16 protein-coding genes are annotated in these 17192 nt (G+C 73.5%); 8 read left to right on the forward strand and 8 right to left on the reverse strand.

Features of this window, described 5'->3' with window-relative positions:
• Positions 1–244 precede the first annotated feature (244 nt).
• Positions 245–934 (forward strand): O-methyltransferase, encoded by a 690-nt coding sequence (locus Q0195_RS00905; protein ID WP_299273304.1) that lies wholly within the window; start codon positions 245–247, stop codon positions 932–934.
• Positions 935–1140: 206 nt separating this feature from the next.
• Here the strand turns inward: Q0195_RS00905 and Q0195_RS00910 are convergent, their stop codons facing one another.
• The gene (locus Q0195_RS00910; protein WP_299273306.1) at positions 1141–2448 is read right to left on the reverse strand and encodes a CapA family protein; all 1308 of its coding nucleotides are present in this window, start codon (positions 2446–2448) and stop codon (positions 1141–1143) included.
• Between the two features lie 61 nt (positions 2449–2509).
• Between Q0195_RS00910 and pgsA the strand changes: the two genes are divergently transcribed.
• The 3 genes from pgsA (at position 2510) to Q0195_RS00925 (ending at position 4049) form a co-directional block, all read left to right on the forward strand.
• Positions 2510–3118 carry a CDP-diacylglycerol--glycerol-3-phosphate 3-phosphatidyltransferase gene (pgsA, locus tag Q0195_RS00915; RefSeq protein WP_299273309.1) on the forward strand — a complete coding sequence of 203 codons (609 nt, stop codon included), beginning with the start codon at positions 2510–2512 and terminating at the stop codon, positions 3116–3118.
• Positions 3105–3602: a CinA family protein gene (locus Q0195_RS00920; RefSeq protein ID WP_299273311.1), complete on the forward strand. Its 498-nt coding sequence runs from the start codon at positions 3105–3107 to the stop codon at positions 3600–3602. The genes pgsA and Q0195_RS00920 overlap by 14 nt, the downstream gene beginning before the upstream one ends.
• A 138-nt stretch (positions 3603–3740) precedes the next feature.
• A complete protein-coding gene (locus Q0195_RS00925) occupies positions 3741–4049 on the forward strand; it encodes a helix-turn-helix transcriptional regulator (RefSeq protein WP_299273337.1) in 309 nt (102 codons plus the stop codon).
• A 61-nt stretch (positions 4050–4110) separates the two neighbouring features.
• Here Q0195_RS00925 and Q0195_RS00930 read toward each other — a convergent pair whose 3' ends face one another.
• The 3 genes from Q0195_RS00930 to Q0195_RS00940 all read right to left on the reverse strand — a co-directional run bounded on the left by Q0195_RS00930 (position 4111) and on the right by Q0195_RS00940 (position 10377).
• Positions 4111–4782 (reverse strand): hypothetical protein, encoded by a 672-nt coding sequence (locus tag Q0195_RS00930; RefSeq protein WP_299273314.1) that lies wholly within the window; start codon positions 4780–4782, stop codon positions 4111–4113.
• Between the two features lie 125 nt (positions 4783–4907).
• On the reverse strand, positions 4908–5687 hold the full coding sequence (locus Q0195_RS00935; protein ID WP_299273316.1) for a DNA-formamidopyrimidine glycosylase family protein: 780 nt from the start codon (positions 5685–5687) through the stop codon (positions 4908–4910).
• Positions 5674–10377: an ATP-dependent helicase gene (locus Q0195_RS00940; RefSeq protein WP_299273319.1), complete on the reverse strand. Its 4704-nt coding sequence runs from the start codon at positions 10375–10377 to the stop codon at positions 5674–5676. Before Q0195_RS00940 ends, Q0195_RS00935 begins: the two co-directional genes overlap by 14 nt.
• Before the next feature lie 87 nt (positions 10378–10464).
• Here Q0195_RS00940 and Q0195_RS00945 point away from each other — a divergent pair, with 87 nt between their 5' ends.
• From Q0195_RS00945 to Q0195_RS00955, 3 genes are all read left to right on the forward strand, one after another.
• The gene (locus Q0195_RS00945; protein WP_299273321.1) at positions 10465–10695 is read left to right on the forward strand and encodes a DUF3046 domain-containing protein; all 231 of its coding nucleotides are present in this window, start codon (positions 10465–10467) and stop codon (positions 10693–10695) included.
• Positions 10696–10922: 227 nt separating this feature from the next.
• Positions 10923–11966 carry a recombinase RecA gene (gene recA / locus Q0195_RS00950; RefSeq protein WP_299273323.1) on the forward strand — a complete coding sequence of 348 codons (1044 nt, stop codon included), beginning with the start codon at positions 10923–10925 and terminating at the stop codon, positions 11964–11966.
• A 110-nt stretch (positions 11967–12076) separates the two neighbouring features.
• Entirely contained in the window at positions 12077–12544 is a 468-nt protein-coding gene (locus Q0195_RS00955) for a regulatory protein RecX (protein WP_366518065.1), read from the forward strand.
• Positions 12545–12716: 172 nt separating this feature from the next.
• Here Q0195_RS00955 and Q0195_RS00960 read toward each other — a convergent pair whose 3' ends face one another.
• From Q0195_RS00960 to Q0195_RS00975, 4 genes are all read right to left on the reverse strand, one after another.
• Complete coding sequence (locus Q0195_RS00960) at positions 12717–13601, reverse strand: amino acid ABC transporter permease (RefSeq protein WP_299273326.1); 885 nt, start codon at positions 13599–13601, stop codon at positions 12717–12719.
• Positions 13598–14248, reverse strand: a complete 651-nt coding sequence (locus Q0195_RS00965) for an amino acid ABC transporter permease (RefSeq protein ID WP_299273329.1) — start codon at positions 14246–14248, stop codon at positions 13598–13600. Before Q0195_RS00965 ends, Q0195_RS00960 begins: the two co-directional genes overlap by 4 nt.
• A gap of 66 nt (positions 14249–14314) precedes the next feature.
• Positions 14315–15172 carry a glutamate ABC transporter substrate-binding protein gene (locus tag Q0195_RS00970; protein ID WP_299273332.1) on the reverse strand — a complete coding sequence of 286 codons (858 nt, stop codon included), beginning with the start codon at positions 15170–15172 and terminating at the stop codon, positions 14315–14317.
• Positions 15173–15216: 44 nt separating this feature from the next.
• Positions 15217–15969 (reverse strand): amino acid ABC transporter ATP-binding protein, encoded by a 753-nt coding sequence (locus Q0195_RS00975; RefSeq protein WP_299273341.1) that lies wholly within the window; start codon positions 15967–15969, stop codon positions 15217–15219.
• A gap of 149 nt (positions 15970–16118) precedes the next feature.
• Here Q0195_RS00975 and miaB point away from each other — a divergent pair.
• On the forward strand, positions 16119–17192 hold a 1074-nt coding region (gene miaB / locus Q0195_RS00980), incomplete at its 3' end, for a tRNA (N6-isopentenyl adenosine(37)-C2)-methylthiotransferase MiaB (protein WP_299273334.1).

Consider the following 17192-nt stretch of genomic DNA (forward strand, 5'->3'; position numbering starts at 1 on the left):
CGACAGCTCACTTCCCACCGAGCGCTGAGTTCCCACCGACAGCTCAGTTCCCACCGACAGCTCAGTTCCCACCCGCGAGCTGAGTTCCCAGCGGGAGCCCACCTCTCGTCGACAGCTCACTTCCCACCGACAGCTCACTTCCTGACGGTTCGACTGTCGAGCGCGCGACCTCGGTCGAACTCCTCCACCGGGCGGGACGCGCCTGGGTTGACTCGCCTCAATGACAGGCGAACAGAGGCGCGGAATGACGGTGTCCCACAGGTACGACTCGGCAGCCGGATGTCGTGAGGTCGACGCCTACTTCACCGAGGAGCTGCTGAACGAGGACACCGCGCTCGTCGCGGCTCGGGAGTCGAGTGTGCGGACGACCATGCCCGATGCGGTGGTCACCGCCAACCGAGGGGCGTTCCTCGGTCTCCTGACGAAGATCGCGGGCGCACGGCGGGTGCTGGAGTTCGGGACGCTCGCCGGCTACTCCACCATCTGGTTCGCGCGTGCCGTGGGCCCGGCCGGGATGGTCGTGTCGCTGGACCTGGAGGAGAGGAACGCGGCCGTCGCCCGGGCGAATCTCGCCCACGCCGAGGTGCTCGACCGGGTCGAGGTGATCATCGGGCCGGCCGCGACGTCGGCGCAGGCGCTCATCGACGCCGGCACCCGACCGTTCGACCTCGTGTTCATCGACGCGGACAAGCCGAGCAACCGGGCCTACCTCGACGCCGCGCTCAGGCTGACCCGGCCGGGTGGCGTCATCGTCATCGACGACGTGGTGCGCGACGGAGCCGTGGCCGCCCCTGACACCGGCGACCCCGGGGTCGAGGGAGTCCGCGCCGTGACTGACGGCGGCGATCGATGCCGACGCCGAGCTCGAGCAACCGCGCTTCAGCCGGTGGGTGTCAAGGGGTGGGACGGCCTCATCGTGGCCCGCCGCACCTAGCGTGCTCCCGTCCGGAGCGTCGAGCAAAGCCGGACCGTTGCGAACTGAGCCCTCGCTGGGAATTGGGCTGTCGGTGGGAAGTGTGCTGTCGGTGGGAGGTGGGCTGTGGGTGGGAAGTGTGCTGTCGGTGGGAGGTGGGCTGTGGGTGGGAAGTGTGCTGTCGGTGGGAGGTGGGCTGTCGGCGGCGGGCTGCTGGGGGAGAGAGGTCAGCGGGGTGTGCGGGGGACGACCGTCGGCGGGGGACCGGTCGGCTCCGGTGGCTCGGTGCGCTCGGTGGCGGCGTCGCCCACGACGTCGAGCACCTGCTGGTAGCGCGAGGCGACCTGCTGGTCGGTGAGCATCAGCCCCTCCGGCCGCTCCCCGGCGAGGAGGTCGGAGAGCACGTGCAGCCGCTGCCCGCCCACCCGGTCGACCGTGACGGCCGTCCACTCCATCGACTCGACACGGGCCGGCTCGCCGTCCGGTTTGACGACGTGGGCGAGGGCGAGCAAGCCCGTGGCCGTCTGAGGAACGCAGCACAGCTCGTCCTGGTTGGAGATGAAGTTGCCCAGCCCGTAGGCCACCCACATCCCGTTGCCGCCGGGCCCGCCCGACAGCTTCTCGATCGGCTGCGGCACGTGCGCGTGGTGACCGAGGACGAGGTCGACCTGACCGGACTCCGCCAGCGTCTCGGCGAGGGCCACCTGGTCGGGGTGCGGCGTCCCGCTGTACTCCGAGCAGCAGTGGATGCTCGCCACGACGAGGTCGGCCCCCGCCTCGCGGGCCTCGCCGGCCATCCGGACGATCCGGTCGGCGTCGATGAGCTCGACCGCCCACGGGCTGTCCGCCGGGACGGGGATGCCGTTCGTCCCGTAGGTCGCGGCGAGCTGGGCGACCCGGATCGTCTGCCCCTCCCGCTCGAGCTCGTACCACTGGGCGCTGTCGGCCTCCTCCTGGCTGCGCGCGGAGCCGACGTGCCCGAGCCCGGCCGCGTCCATGAGGTCCAGGGTGCGCACCAGCCCGTCCATCCCGCGGTCCAGGGTGTGGTTGGTGCCCGTGGAGCAGCCGTCCCAGCCCAGCCGGGCGAGGTCGGCGGGCAGCTCCTCCGGGGCGCCGAACATGGGGTAGCCGGTCGGGGCGGTGCCCTGCGGCGCCACCGGCACCTCGAGGTTGCACAGCGCGAGGTCCGCGCCGCGGGTGTAGGCGGCGGTGGCCTCCATCATCGGCACGAAGTCGTACCCGTCGCCGGTGGCCGCGGTCCGGATGACGGTGGCGTGGGGCAGCACGTCCCCGCCGCCGATGATGGTGAACCGGGCGTCGGGCAGCGGCTCGGGGGTGGGGCTGGGCTCGGCGGTGGGCTCCGCCGTCGCCGACGGCGGTGCGGTGCTGGGCGGCTCCTGCGGCGCAGCGGACGGCGCCTCCTGCCAGGGTCGCCAGAGCGCGGCCACGGCGACGACGGCGACGACCCCGACCAGGAGCAGCAGCACCGCTGCCGGCCGGGGGCCGGGACGTGGGCGGACGGCATGGCGACCCATGGCGCCGAGGGTAGTGGGCGAAGGTGGGTGGCAGGGCATCGCGGCCCGTACTCTGGACCCCATGCCGACGGAGAACTCCGCCCCCGTCCCGCTGTGGAACCTGGCGAACGTCCTGACCATGGCGCGCGTCGCCCTCGTGCCCGTGTTCGCCGTCCTCATGTTCGGGGACTCGACGGCCGCCCGGGTGGCCGCCGCCGTCGTCTTCCTCATCGCCGCGGCGACCGACAAGCTCGACGGTCACATCGCGCGCAGCCGCGGTCTGGTGACGGACTTCGGCAAGATCGCCGACCCGATCGCCGACAAGGCGCTCGTCATCACCGCCCTCGTGCTCCTGTGGGCGGAGGGAACCATCCCGTGGTGGGTGCCGGTGACGATCATCGTCCGCGAGCTCGGCATCACGCTGCTGCGCTTCGTCATGGTCCGGCGCGCCGTCATGGCCGCCTCCAGCGGTGGCAAGCTCAAGACCGTCCTGCAGATCGTCTTCATCACCTCCTACCTCATCCCGTGGGAGTCCCTGCTGCCCGCGGCCGCCGCGGACGTCGTCCTGCTCGTCACCTGGTGGGTGATGCTGCTCGCCGTCGTCGTCACGGTCGTCACCGGGGCCGACTACGTCGTCCGGGCCGTGCGGATCGCCCGCACCCCGGCCGGGGGCGCCGGTGACCGCGGCTGAGGTCGTCACCCGTCTCCGCGCCGCCGGCCTCACGGTGGCGACCGCGGAGTCGTTGACCGGGGGCCTCGTCTGCGCCGCCCTGGTCGACGTCCCGGGGGCCTCGGAGGTGGTCCGCGGCGGCGTCGTCGCCTACGCGACCGATGTCAAGGTCGAGCTGCTCGGCGTGGACCAGGGGGTGCTCGACCGGTCGGGCCCGGTGCACCCCGCGGTCGCCCGCGGGCTCGCCGAGGGCACCGCCCGGCTGCTCCGGGCGGACGTGGGCATCGGCACCACCGGCGTCGCCGGACCCGGGCCGGCGGACGGCCGGCCCGCCGGGACCGTCTACGTCGCGGCGTCCCTCGCCGGGCGGACGCGGGTGCGGCGGCTCGCCCTGGTGGGCACCCGCCGGCTCCTGCGGCGCGCCAGCGTGGGGGCGGCCCTCGCCCTCACCCTGGGCCTGCTCGCGGATCGGGAACAAAACCTGGTCGGCCCGCTGTTGGCATGAGTGATGACGACCAACCACGCCCGCACCCCGGTACGTCCCCAGCGTCCATCTGCTGGGAGGCGTCTCACACAGCCCGCGCCCACGGCCGCGGCGGGGTACGGTAGGACAATGCACGGCGAGAGACAGGAGGTGGCCCCGGTGATCGTCCTACGACGCGAGATCGGAGACGTGCTGCGGACCATCCGCCAGCACCAGGGGCGGACACTGCGCGAGGTCTCCTCCGCGGCCCGTGTCTCCCTCGGCTACCTCAGCGAGGTGGAGCGCGGCCAGAAGGAAGCATCGTCCGAGCTCCTGGCGTCGATCTGCACCGCTCTGAACATCCCGATGTCCTTCGTGCTGCGGAAGGTCAGTGACCGCATCGCCGTGGCCGAGGGCGTCCACGTCCCCGACACCGTGCCCGAGGAGCTCGTCTCCTCCCTGCGCGAGGAGCTTGCGGGCGTGGCCTGACGACGTCGCACGAGCCCCCGGAGCCGATCGGCTCCGGGGGCTTCTGCGTTCCGTGGCCGGGCTAGGCGGGGGCCGAGCGCCGCCACAGCGCCCTGCCGGCCATCGCCAGTGCGGTGAGCAGCGCGAGGGCCAGCCCCGTCCACACGACCGGTACCCACCAGCGGGCGGTGGGCGCGGGCTCCGGCACGGCGGCGGCGACGAGCTCGTCGAGCTGCTCCGCCAGGACCGGTCGGAAGGTGGACAGCGGGGCGGAGGAGGGGCCCTGGTAGAACCCGGGGATGAGCGTGGTCACCTCGTCGTCGACGAGGGAGAAGTAGGCCCCCAGCATCGGTTCCTCGACGAGCACCGCGTCGGGAGCGAGGTCGGTGAGGGCCTTGCCCAGCTCGGCGTGGTCGTCGACGTAGGCCAGGGTGACGGCGTCCTCCTCCCGCCACGCCACGACCGTGCCGGCCGGGACGCCGTCCCCGGCGTAGGGGGCGACCCACTGCTCGAGCGGCGTCACCGGGGTGTCCGTCGCCTCCCCGGCGAGGAACTCGGTGCTCCACCGGTGCTGGGGCCGGGGTGCCCCCACCGTGACGTGCTCGACGTCCACCGGCCACTCGACCCCGGTGACCTCCCCGGCCGCCGTGTCCGCGAACCAGGCGGCGACGTCGTCCGGGACGGCGGCCGTCCCGAGAGGCACACCGGCGAGCGTCGCCGCGAGCAGCGGCGGGACGAGCAGGCGGGACATCATGGGGCACCTCCGGTGGCCAGCATGGCACCGTGACGACGCCCCGTCACGGGTTCGCTCGCCGGCTCCGTGGCGTGGCCGGTCGCACCTCTCGCGCGGGCCGGCAGGTGGGGCTGCCCCTCCGCACCCTACGCGGGCTGGCAGGCCGGGCAGAAGAACGCGGGCCGCTCCTGGCCCGGTGGGCCGACCGCGAGCTCGGCGATCGGTGTGCCGCACCGGCGGCACGGCCGGCCCCGGCGGCCGTGCACGTGCGAGGTGCGTCCGGGCGCGGTCTCCCCGGTGGCGGTGGGCAGCGGGGCGTCCGCCGAGCGGAGCATGAGGGCGCGCGCGGTGGCGCAGACGGGCTCGGTGACGTCCCGCGCCGGCCGCAGGGGGTGGACCCGGTGCGCCCACAGCGACTCGGCGAGGTAGAGCGTGCCGATCCCGGCGACGACGGTCTGGTCCAGCAGCACCGCGCCGATGGGCCGGTCGCCCTGGGCGCGCACCCGGCGGGCGCACTCCTCCAGGTCGACGCCGGCGGCGAGCAGGTCGGGGCCGAGGTGCCCGACGAGCAGGTGCTCGTCGCGGGTCCGGACGAGGTCGAGCATGCCGAGGCTGCGGCCGATGCAGGTCCACCTGTCGGTGCCGAGCACCGCCCGGACCCGGTGCGACCGGTCGGCCCCGCGCTCCTCACCGGCACGGGTGATCCACCAGCTGCCGTCCATCCGCAGGTGGGTGTGCAGGGTGCGGCCGTCGTCGAGGCGGGTGAGCAGGTGCTTGCCCACGGGGTGGTTGCCGGTGACGACGACCCCCGCGAGGTCGGTGTCCCCGAGGTCGCCCCAGCGCAGCTCGCCGCGCACGAGCCGCTGCCCGGCGAGGGCGAGGTCGAGCCGGCGGGCGACCCGCAGGACGATGTCACCCTCCGGCACGTGCCCCCTCCCGCCCGGTGGGGGTCGACCGGTCGCGCTCCCGCAGCCGCAGCCCCCGGGGGTGGGCGAAGAAGCCGGCCTCCTCCAGCGCGGCCCGGACGGTGCCGTCGGTGGCGAGCGCGGCGTCACCGTCGACCCGTTGCAGCGTGACCCGGCCGAGCCTGCCGCGCCGGACGGCCTCCGCCAGCGCGTGCGCGGCGGCGGTCAACCGGTCCGGGTCGGTGGTGAAGGTGAGCAGGGTGCGCCCACCCCGCTCGACGTAGAGGCACAGCTCGCCCCCGAGGAGGACGACGACGGCGCCCGCGGCCCGCCGCGGCCGGGCCCCCTCGGTGGCCGGCTCGGGCCACGGCAGGGCGGCGCCGTACGGGTTGGCCGGGTCGGTCGCGGCGAGCAGCAGCGGGTCCGCGACGGCGCGCCGGGCGGTGTCACGGAGCAGGTCGACGCACTCGGGCAGGGCGAACTGGGCCGCCCCGAGCCCCTCGAGGAGGTAGCCGCGGCGCACCTTGCCCGCGTCCTCCAGTCGGGTGAGCACCGGGTAGGCGGTGGCGAAGCCGCCGGGCAGGTCCTCCAGGCCGGCCGCCCCGCGGGTGAGGACGCCGTGCCGTTCGAGCAGGGCGGCCACCTGGGCGAGGGTGGCGGTGGTGGCGTCCGCGTCCCGGGCGACGAGCGACCACCGGCCCGCGGCGGACGGCGGCAGCGGCGTACCGGGGCGGGCGCCGGCGGCCGCCACGAGCGAGCGGCGGCGGGACAGCGCCCCGTGGGCACGGGGTGGGCGACGCTGGGAGTGGTGTGCCGGCCGTCCACCGGCAAGGCGGGCCCGGACCGGGGCGAGGGAGTCGTTGGTGACGTAGCCGGCCCACACGAGCTCCCAGAGCGCCTCGAGGACCTCCGTGCCGCTCGCACCCTGCTCCTGCGCCTGGACCTCGGCGAGGAGGTCGCGGTAGAAGATCCCGCCGGAGCTCAGCACCTCGAGCACCGCCCGTGCCACGGCGGAGTCGGGCAGCTCCTGGGGCGGGGGGAGCAGCTCGGGGGAGTCGGCGGGTGCCAGCACGAGGTAGCCGTCCACGCCGGGCAGTCCGCCCGCGCCGCACCACACGACCTCACCGGCCGTGGTGAGCTCGTCGAGCAGCGCCGGCCGGTAGTCGGAGACCCGCGCCGGGAGGACCAGCGACTCCAGCGCCGAGGCCGGCACCCGTGCCCCGGCGAGCTGGTCGACGACGGAGCCGAGCGCCGCCGTCCCGGTGCCGGCCGACCCGACCTGCTGCCACCGGGGGAGGAAGGAGCCGAGCGTCGCCGCAGGCACCGCCTCCACCTCCGAGCGCAGCACCGCCAGCGTGCGGCGCCGGATCCGGCGCAGCACCTCGGCGTCGCAGTACTGCTCGGCCGCGGCCTCCTCCCCGGGCCGCAGCCGCCCGGTGACGAGGCCGGCGGCGGCGGTGAGACGGCGCAGCACCGGTGTGAGCGCGGCCGTGCCGAGCCCGAGGTGCGCGGCGAGCTCCTCGGCGGTGAAGGGGCCGTGGGTGCGGGCGTAGCGGCGCACGAGGTCACCGAGCGGGTCGCCGACCGGCCGCAGCACCTCCTCCGGCAGCCCGACGGGCAGCGCGACACCGAGTGCGTCCCGCAGCCGGGCGGAGTCCTCCACCACCGCCCACCGCTCCTCGCCCCGCACGGTCACCCGCATGACGCGCCGGGCCCCCTCCAGCTCGGCGAGCCAGGCCGCGGCGGCGTCGGCGGGTTCGCAGCGCGCGGCGAGGTCCGCCGTCGTCACCGGCCCGAGCCGGCGCACGAGGTCGACCAGCGACTCCGGGTCCTGTGCCGGGTAGCGGCGCAGGGACACCTCGGCCTCGACCTCGGCGAGGGCGAGCGGGTCGAGGAGATCGGCGAGGTCACCGGCACCGGGGCCGATGAGCTCGGCGAGCAGCCGGGGGTCGAGCGTCAGTGCGGCGGCGCGGCGCTCGGCGGCCGGGGCGTCGCCGTCGTAGAGGAACTGGCCGACGTAGCCGAGGAGCAGGGTGCGGGCGAAGGGGGAGGGGCTCGGGGTGGCGACCTCGACGACCCGCACGTCCCGCCGCAGGACCCGGCCCATGAGCTCGGCCAGGGCGGGGGTGTCGAAGTCGTCCTGGAGGCACTCACGCACGGTCTCCAGGACGATCGGGAAGTCGGGGTGGTCGGCGGCGACGGAGAGGAGCTGGGCGGCGCGGTGCCGCTGCTGCCACAGCGGCTGGCGGCGGTCGGGACGGCGGCGGGGCAGCAGCAGGGCACGGGCGGCCGCCTCCCGGAAGCGGGCGGCGAAGTGGGCCGAGCCGGCGAGCGCCTCCACCACCTGCCCGGTTACCTCGTCCGGGTCGAGGAGGAGGTCCTCGGCCGTGACCGGCAGCTGCCCGCCGTCCGGACCGACGTCGGGCAGCCGCAGGACGATGCCGTCGTCCGCGGCCATCGCGGCGACGTCCATCCCGAGCTGTTCGCGCAGCCGGGCGGCGAGGACCAGCGCCCACGGGGTGTGCACCCGCGAGCCGTGGGGGGAGTGGATGACCAGCCGCCAGTCGCCGAGCTCGTCGCGGAAGCGCTCCAGGACGATGGTGCGGTCGTCGCTGAGGTGGGCGTGCTCACGCTGCTCGTGGAGGTAGGCGAGGAGGTTGTCGCGGGCCCACTCGTCCAGGCCCTGCTCGGCGAGCCGGGCGTGCGCCTCCTCGGCCGGCAGCGCGGCCGTCTCCCGGACGAACCGCCCGAGCGCCCGGCCCAGCTCGGCCGGCCGGCCGGGGGAGTCGCCCTTCCAGAAGGGCAGGCGCCCGGGCTGCCCGGGTGCGGGGGAGACGAGCACCCGGTCCGGGGTGATGTCCTCGATGCGCCACGTGCTCGAGCCGAGGGTGAAGGTGTCCCCGACGCGGGACTCGAAGACCATCTCCTCGTCGAGCTCCCCGACCCGCCGTCCGCCCCGCCCGCCGGAGGTGACCGACCCGGCGTCCTCCGCCGCCGCCCCGGCGGCGAGGAAGACGCCGTAGAGCCCGCGGTCGGGGATGGTGCCGCCGCTCGTCGTCGCCAGCCGCAGTGCCCCGGGCCGCGCGCTGAGCGTGCCGGCGGCGCGGTCCCACACCACCCGCGGACGCAGTTCGGCGAAGTCCTCGCTGGGGTAGCGCCCGGAGAGCATGTCGAGGACGGCGTACAGCGAGGCGTCGCCGAGGGACTCGAACGGGGCGCTGCGCCGGACGAGGGCGGCGAGCTCCTCGACCGACCAGTCCTCCACGGCGAGCATCGCCACCACCTGCTGGGCGAGGACGTCCAGCGGGTTGCTCACCACGTGGAGCTCCTCGATCGCGCCGTCCTGTGCGCGCACCGAACTGACGGCCGCCGCCAGGAGGTCCCCGCGGTGGGTGGGCAGGACCACTCCGCGGGACAGCGCGCCGACCTGGTGGCCGGCCCGCCCGATGCGCTGGAGGGCGGAGGCGACCGACGGCGGGGCGCCCACCTGGACGACGAGGTCGACGGCGCCCATGTCGATGCCGAGCTCGAGGGTGGAGGTGGCGATGACGGCGGGCAGGGTGCCCGACTTCAGCGCCGTCTCGATGCGCGTGCGCTCCTCGCGGCTCATGGAGCCGTGGTGGGCCCGGGCGAGCTCGCCGTCCGCGGCCGGGGCTGCCGTGCCCGACTGTCCGGGGACCTGGGCGGCCCACGTGTCGCCCGTGCCCGGGGCGGTTCCCCCGGGCCCGGCCCGCCGGTCGGCCCAGAGCTCGTTGACCCGCGCGGCGAGTCGCTCCGCCCCGCGCCGGGAGTTGGCGAAGACGATCGTCGAGCGGTGGGCGGTGATGAGGTCGACGAGCCGCTCCTCGACGTGCGGCCAGATGGAGGCCCGGTGCGGTCCGGGCAGCCGCCCGGCGGCGCTGCCGGACAGGTCGGGCCCGTCGTCGCCTGCCGGGCCGGCCGGCTCGGGCAGCTCGGACAGGTCCGGGACCGGGACGACGACGTCGATCTGCAGCTCCTTGGCGACCTCCGGCCGCACGATGCGCACCGGGCGCCCGCCGTCCTCCAGCGACCGGGTGCCGGCGAGGAACCGGGCGACGGCCTCGACCGGCCGCACCGTGGCCGACAGCCCGATGCGCTGCGCCGGGCGGGGGAGCAGGGCGTCGAGCCGTTCGAGGGTGACCGCCAGGTGGGCGCCCCGCTTCGTCCCGGCCACGGCGTGCACCTCGTCGACGATGACGGTCTCCACGCCGCGCAGCCCCTCGCGCGCCGCGGAGGTGAGGACGAGGTAGAGCGACTCCGGGGTGGTGATGAGGATGTCGGGGGGCCGGGTGGCCAGCGTGCGGCGCTCCGCGGCGGGGGTGTCCCCGGTGCGGACCCCGACGGTGACCTCGCGCCGCGGGGTGCCCGAGGACTCCGCCGCCCGGGTGATGCCGACGAGCGGGGAGCGCAGGTTGCGCTCGACGTCCGCGGCCAGTGCCTTGAGCGGGGAGACGTAGACGACACGGGCGCGGCGCTGCGGCTCCGGCTCGGGACCGGTGAGCAGGCGGTCCACCGACCAGAGGAAGGCGGAGAGGGTCTTCCCCGAGCCGGTGGGGGCGACGACGAGGGCGTGGTCACCGGCGCGGATCGCCTCCCACGCGCCGGTCTGCGCCGCCGTCGGCGCGGCGAAGGCGCCGGCGAACCACGCGCGCGTGGGGCCGGAGAAGCCGGTGAGACCGTCCGCCGTCATGGGGTCATTGTGCAGGCAAGGTCCCACACGCACTCCCCGGCCGGGACGACGGTGCGGGGGACGCCGTCGGCGTGGCACGCTGGTGCGGTGAAGCACTCGGAGTTCCGCCAGGCGCTGGAGGAGACCTTCGGCTCCGCCTACGGACGGACGCTGGCCGCCGAGCTCGTCCTGCTCCCGCTCGGCAACCGCACCCCCGACCAGGCGCTCGCCGACGGTGTCCCGCCGCAGGAGGTGTGGGACGCCGTGTGCGAGGAGATGGAGCTCGACGAGCGGGTGCGCTGGCGGCACCGCGGCACGCTGGACCGCAAGCGCCGCTGACCGCGCCGACACGCGCGTGTCGGGCCGGGTCGAACAGCCGTTCGGACTACTGTGGTCCTCAGGGAAGGACGGGCCGCGGGTCTCCACAGCCGGTGGGGCCTGAGGTCCGGATGTCGGTGGTCGGGCATAGCCTCCCCACAGGTAGCCGTCCGGAGAGGGCGGGCCCTGCACAGACCAGCCCTGTTCCGCCCGGCCGGGCCCCCGGCCACGATGCAAGGAGAACCCACATGGCCGCTCCCGTAGCAGACCGCAGCAAGGCCCTGGAGGCCGCGCTCAGCCAGATCGACCGCCAGTTCGGCAAGGGCTCGATCATGCGGCTGGGGGACGACTCCCGGCCCAAGGTCGAGGTCATCCCCACCGGGTCGGTGGCGCTGGACGTCGCCCTCGGCATCGGGGGCCTGCCCCGCGGCCGGATCGTGGAGATCTACGGCCCGGAGTCGTCGGGCAAGACGACGGTCGCCCTCCACGCCGTGGCCAACGCCCAGAAGGCCGGTGGGATCGCCGCCTTCATCGACGCGGAGCACGCGCTCGACCCCGAGTACGCCAAGAAGCTCGGGGTCGACACCGACGCCCTGCTCGTCTCCCAGCCCGACACCGGTGAGCAGGCGCTGGAGATCATGGACATGCTCATCCGCTCCGGCGCGCTGGACATCGTCGTCGTCGACTCGGTCGCGGCGCTCGTGCCCAAGGCCGAGATCGAGGGCGAGATGGGTGACTCCCACGTCGGGCTGCAGGCCCGGCTCATGTCCCAGGCGCTGCGCAAGATCACCGGTGCGCTGTCCGCCTCGGGCACCACGGCGATCTTCATCAACCAGCTGCGCGAGAAGATCGGGGTGTTCTTCGGCTCCCCGGAGACCACCACCGGCGGCAAGGCGCTGAAGTTCTACGCCTCGGTGCGTATCGACGTCCGCCGCATCGAGACCCTCAAGGAGGGCTCCGAGCCGGTCGGCAACCGCACGCGCGCCAAGATCGTCAAGAACAAGATGGCCCCGCCTTTCAAGCAGGCCGAGTTCGACATCCTCTACGGCCGGGGCATCTCCCGGGAGGGCGGGCTCATCGACCTCGGCGTGGAGCACGGGATCGTGCGCAAGTCCGGTGCCTGGTTCACCTACGAGGGGGACCAGCTCGGCCAGGGCAAGGAAAACGCTCGCCGCTTCCTGCGGGACAACCCCGAGCTCGCCGTCGAGATCGAGCAGAAGATCCTCACCAAGCTCGGCATCGGCGGTGCCGCGTCCGAGGATGAGGCACCCGAGGCGGAGGTCGACTTCTGACCTCCCCCCGTCCGTCCGGTGGTCGGGGGTCCGCGCCTGAGCCCCCGACCACCGGATCCGCCGCCGAGGACCGCGAGCCGCCCGGCGAGGACGTCGCCCGGGCGATCCTGCTGCGCCAGCTCGCGGCGGCGCCGCGCAGTCGGGCCCAGCTCGCCGAGAAGCTCGCGGCGCGCAACGTGCCCGACGACCTCGCCGAGCGGCTCCTCGACCGTTTCGAGGAGGTCGGCCTCGTCGACGACGCCGCCTACGCCGAGATGCTCGTCCGCACCCGGCACCAGGAGCGCGGCCTGGCACGTCGGGCGCTGGCCCACGAGCTGCGCCGCAAGGGTGTCGACCCGGAGGTCGCCGAGCAGGCGCTGGAACAGATCGACGACGACACCGAGCTGGCGGCCGCCCGCGAGCTCGCGCGCCGCCGGGCCCGGGCCACCCGCGGGCTGGACCCGGTCAAGCGGCGCCGCCGGCTCGCCGGGATGCTCGCCCGCAAGGGCTACTCACCCGGTGTGACCATGCGTGCGGTGGCCGAGGCGCTCGCCGCCGACGGGGACGAGGAGCTCCCGGACGTCGACGACTTGTCCTGAGCCGTCGTCGGTGAGGAGGGTCCGGGACGGCGGGGACCGCAGCCGTCGACAGCGAGGCCCAGTCCTCGACAGTCGAGGACTGGGCCGTTCCCCGGTGCGGGTTCCCGGGTACGTCCTGCCCGTCACCCGGCGGTGCACCGGCGTGCGCGCTGCCGGGTGAGGGGCGTGAGACTCAGCGCTGCGTCCGGCCCGTCGCCGGGTTCATCGCCGCGATCTGGCCGGGCAGCTCGGCCTTCTGGCCACGCTGCCGCAGCCGGGCCTCGACGAAGATCGCCACGCGGGTGAGCGTGAAGTTCAGCGTGAGGTAGATCGCCAGGGTGGCGACGAACAGCGGCAGCCGGCTCTCGTGGCCGAAGAAGTTGTAGTTGAGCTGGAAGGCCCGCAGCAGCTCGGGGTAGGCGATGATGAAGCCGATCGAGGTGTCCTTGAGGAGGACGACGAGCTGGGCGATGAGGCTCGGCAGCATGACCCGGATCGCCTGCGGCAGCATGATGATGAAGAAGTTCTGCGCCCAGGTGAGCCCGATGGCCAACCCCGCCTCGCCCTGCCCCTTGGCCAGCGACGCGAGCCCGGCGCGCAGGATCTCCCCGACGATCGCGGCGTTGTAGATGACCAGGCCGAAGACGACCGAGGAGAAGGGGCTGAAGCCGAAGACGAAGTACCCGAACATCATGAGCACGAGCACCGGCAGCCCGCGGAAGATCTCGATGACCCACCGGGTGGGGGCGCTCACCGCCCGCCGGGGCGAGGTGCGCAGCATGACCAGGGCGAGGGCGAGGACACCGGCGAGCGGCATCGCCAGCGCGGCCGCCTTGAGCGTGCCCTGGATGAGGCCGCCCCACAGCAGCGAGCCCCACCACACGTCCTTCGCCGACTGGCCGCGGGGCGGGTCGACGAGGACGAGCCAGCGGTCGTTGAAGATGCCGTTGCGGTACATCGCGACGATGCCCGCGGCGAACACGGCGAGGATGAGGAGTCCCGCGAGCGCGGACAGCATGCGCTGCCGGCGTCGGGTCACCGGGCCCGGGGCGTCGTAGAGGACGGTGCTGGTGCTCATCGCGCGAACGCCACCTTCTGCTCGATCCGGTTGGCCAGGGTGCCCGCCGGCACCGTGATGAGGAGGTAGAAGACCGCGATCCCGGTGAACACCCACAGCGCGGTGCCCGGGTTGGCCAGGGCGACCGTGCGGGCCGTCGACACCAGCTCGGCGGTGGCGAACCCGGCGGCGATCGAGGTGTTCTTCACCATCGCGATGAGCACGTTGATGATCGGCGGGATGACCGTGCGCACCGCCTGCGGCATGACGATGAGCTGCAGCGACTGCCCGCCGGTGAGCCCGATCGCGCGGGCCGCCTCGGCCTGGCCGATGCCGACGCTGTTGATGCCCGAGCGGACCGCCTCACAGACGAAGGCGGAGGTGTAGACGGACAGGGCCACGATCGCCTGGGTCCGGCCGATCGGGATGAGGATGTCCATCGTCAGCAGGACACTGGAGACGAAGATGAAGATCAGTGTCAGCGGGGTGTTGCGCATGACCTCCACCCACGCGGTGGACACCCAGCGCAGCGTGGAGAGAGGCGAGACACGCATCGCGGCGAGCAGGATGCCGACGACGAGCGAGACGACGCCCGTGACCACGGCGAGGTAGAGCGTGGTGAGGAAGCCGTTCCAGAAGGCCGGCAGGTTGTCGAGGACGACGTTCATGACAGGTGCTCCCTGGTGCGGGTGCGGCGGCCCGGGACACCGCCCGGGCCGCCGCGTGCGCTGCGCTCAGTAGCGGTCGACCGCCGGGGGCTCCGGCAGGTCGAGGACGACGCCCGCCGTCTCGTTCCAGGCCTTCTCCCAGTCGCCGTTCTCGTAGGACTCCTCGAGGACGTCGTTGATGAAGTCGCGGAACTCGTCGTCGCCCTTCTTCAGGCCGATGCCGTAGGGCTCCTCGGTGAAGAGGTCACCCACGAGCTTGAAGTCGTCCGGCGACTCGTCGACGTAGCCGGCGAGGATGACGTTGTCCGTGGTCACCGCGTCGACCTGGCCGCTGAGCAGCGGGTCGAGGCAGTCGGTGTAGGCACCGTAGGTGACGAGCTCGGCCTCGGGGTAGTTCTCGGCGATGTTCTGCGCCGGGGTGGACCCGTCGGCGGAGCACACACGCTTGCCGGCGAGGTCGTCGGGGCCGTTGATGTCGGTGTTGTCCTGCAGCACCATGAGCGACTGGCCGGCGATGTAGTACGGCCCGGCGAAGTCGACGACCTCCTTGCGGGTGTCGTTGATCGTGTAGGTCGCCACGACGATGTCCACCGAGCCGTTCTCGATGAGCGTCTCGCGCTGGGCGGACTGTGCCTCGACGAACTCCGCCTCCACGCCGAGGGCGTCGGCGATGAGCTTGCCGATCTCGACGTCGAAACCGACCGGCACACCGTCCGGGCCCTGCAGGCCGAAGAGCGGCTGGTCGAACTTCGTGCCGATGGTGATGGTCCCCTCCTCGGCGATGCGCGCCATCGTGCTGCCCTCGGGGAACTCCGACGGGTCCGGCGCGTCGCCGGAGCCCCCGCCGTTGTCGTCGCCGCAGGCGGTCAGCGCCAGCACGCCGGCGGCTGCCAGCGCGATCAGGGAGTTCCGGGTCTTGCGCATACGTGTTTCTCCTTCGAAGTACGGCGTCGGGGGTGAGCCGTCGGTCAGTGGGTGAGGATCTTGGACAGGAAGTCCTTGGCGCGGTCCGTCTCGGCGTGGGTGAAGAACGCCTCGGGGTCCTTCTCCTCGACGATCTCGCCCGCGTCCATGAACACGACGCGGTCACCGGCCTTGCGGGCGAAGCCCATCTCGTGGGTGACGACGACCATCGTCATCCCGGTGCGCGCCAGCCTCGTCATGACGTCGAGGACCTCGTTGATCATCTCCGGGTCCAGCGCGGAGGTCGGCTCGTCGAAGAGCATGACCTTCGGTTGCATCGCCAGCGCGCGGGCGATCGCCACGCGCTGCTGCTGGCCGCCGGACAGCTGGGCGGGCAGCTTGCCGGCCTGGTTGGCCACACCGACCCGCTCCAGCAGGTCCATCGCCAGGTCGCGCGCCTCCTTGGGGCGCATCCCCTTGACCTTGGTCGGGCCGAGGGTGACGTTGTCCAGCACCGTCTTGTGCGCGAAGAGGTTGAAGGACTGGAAGACCATCCCGACGTCGGCCCGGAGCTTGGCCAGCGCCTTGCCCTCCTCGGGGAGGGGGGTGCCGTCGATGAGGATCTGGCCCGAGTCGATCGTCTCCAGGCGGTTGATGGTGCGGCACAGCGTCGACTTGCCCGACCCGGAGGGCCCGATGACGACGACCACCTCGCCGCGGTGCACGGTGAGGTTGATGTTCTTCAGGACGTGGAGCTCACCGAACCACTTGTTGACGTCGCGCATCTCGACGAGAGGTTCGGTGGTCGGTGGAGGCATTGCGTGGGGGCCCGGCTCGGTCATAGTGGCCAACCTAACTACACAATGTGATGGCGGTCATGCAATTCAGGTCACAGTCCGGCTACGTGTCGGCGGCCCTCCGCGGCCCCTGCAGCGGGCCCTTCCCGGGCAACTAGACTGGCCCGACGATGACTGCCACCGTGACCCCGCCCCGCACCTACGTCGTGCGCACGATGGGCTGCCAGATGAACGTGCACGACTCCGAGCGGCTGGCCGGGATGCTCGAGGCCGCCGGGTACGTCCCGGCCGAGCCGGCCACCGCCGGTGACCCGCTCGGGCAGGGCGCGGACGTCGTCGTCATCAACACCTGCTCGGTGCGGGAGAACGCCGCCACCCGGCTCTTCGGCAACCTCGGCCACCTCGCCGCGGTCAAGCGTCGCCGGCCCGGCATGCAGATCGCCGTCGGCGGCTGCCTGGCCCAGCAGCTGCGGGACGGCCTCGTGGAGAAGGCGCCGTGGGTCGACGTCGTCTTCGGCACCCACAACCTCGACGTGCTGCCCACCCTCCTCGAACGGGCCCGGCACAACGCCGAGGCGCAGGTGGAGATCGAGGAGTCGCTCAAGGTCTTCCCCTCGACGCTGCCGACCAAGCGCGAGTCCGCCTACGCGGCGTGGGTGTCGATCTCCGTGGGGTGCAACAACACCTGCACCTTCTGCATCGTCCCGCACCTGCGCGGCAAGGAGCGCGACCGCCGCCCGGGTGACGTTCTCGCCGAGGTGCAGGCCGTCGTCGCGCAGGGCGCCGTCGAGGTCACCCTGCTGGGCCAGAACGTCAACTCCTACGGCGTCGGCTTCGGCGACCGCGGCGCCTTCGCGAAGCTGCTGCGCGCCTGCGGCGACATCGAGGGCCTGGAGCGGGTGCGCTTCACCTCGCCGCACCCGGCCGCGTTCACCGACGACGTCATCGAGGCGATGGCGCAGACGCCCAACGTCATGCCCCAGCTCCACATGCCGTTGCAGTCCGGCTCGGACCGGATCCTGCGCGCCATGCGGCGCTCCTACCGCTCGGCACGGTTCCTCGGCATCCTCGACCGGGTGCGGGCCGCCATCCCCGACGCCGCGATCAGCACCGACATCATCGTCGGTTTCCCCGGGGAGACCGAGGAGGACTTCCAGGCCACCCTCGACGTCGTCGCGGCGTCCCGGTTCGCCAGCGCCTTCACCTTCCAGTACTCACCGCGCCCGGGCACCCCGGCCGCCGAC

This window comes from uncultured Georgenia sp., from assembly GCF_937958535.1.
In the GTDB taxonomy this organism is placed as follows: domain Bacteria; phylum Actinomycetota; class Actinomycetes; order Actinomycetales; family Actinomycetaceae; genus Oceanitalea.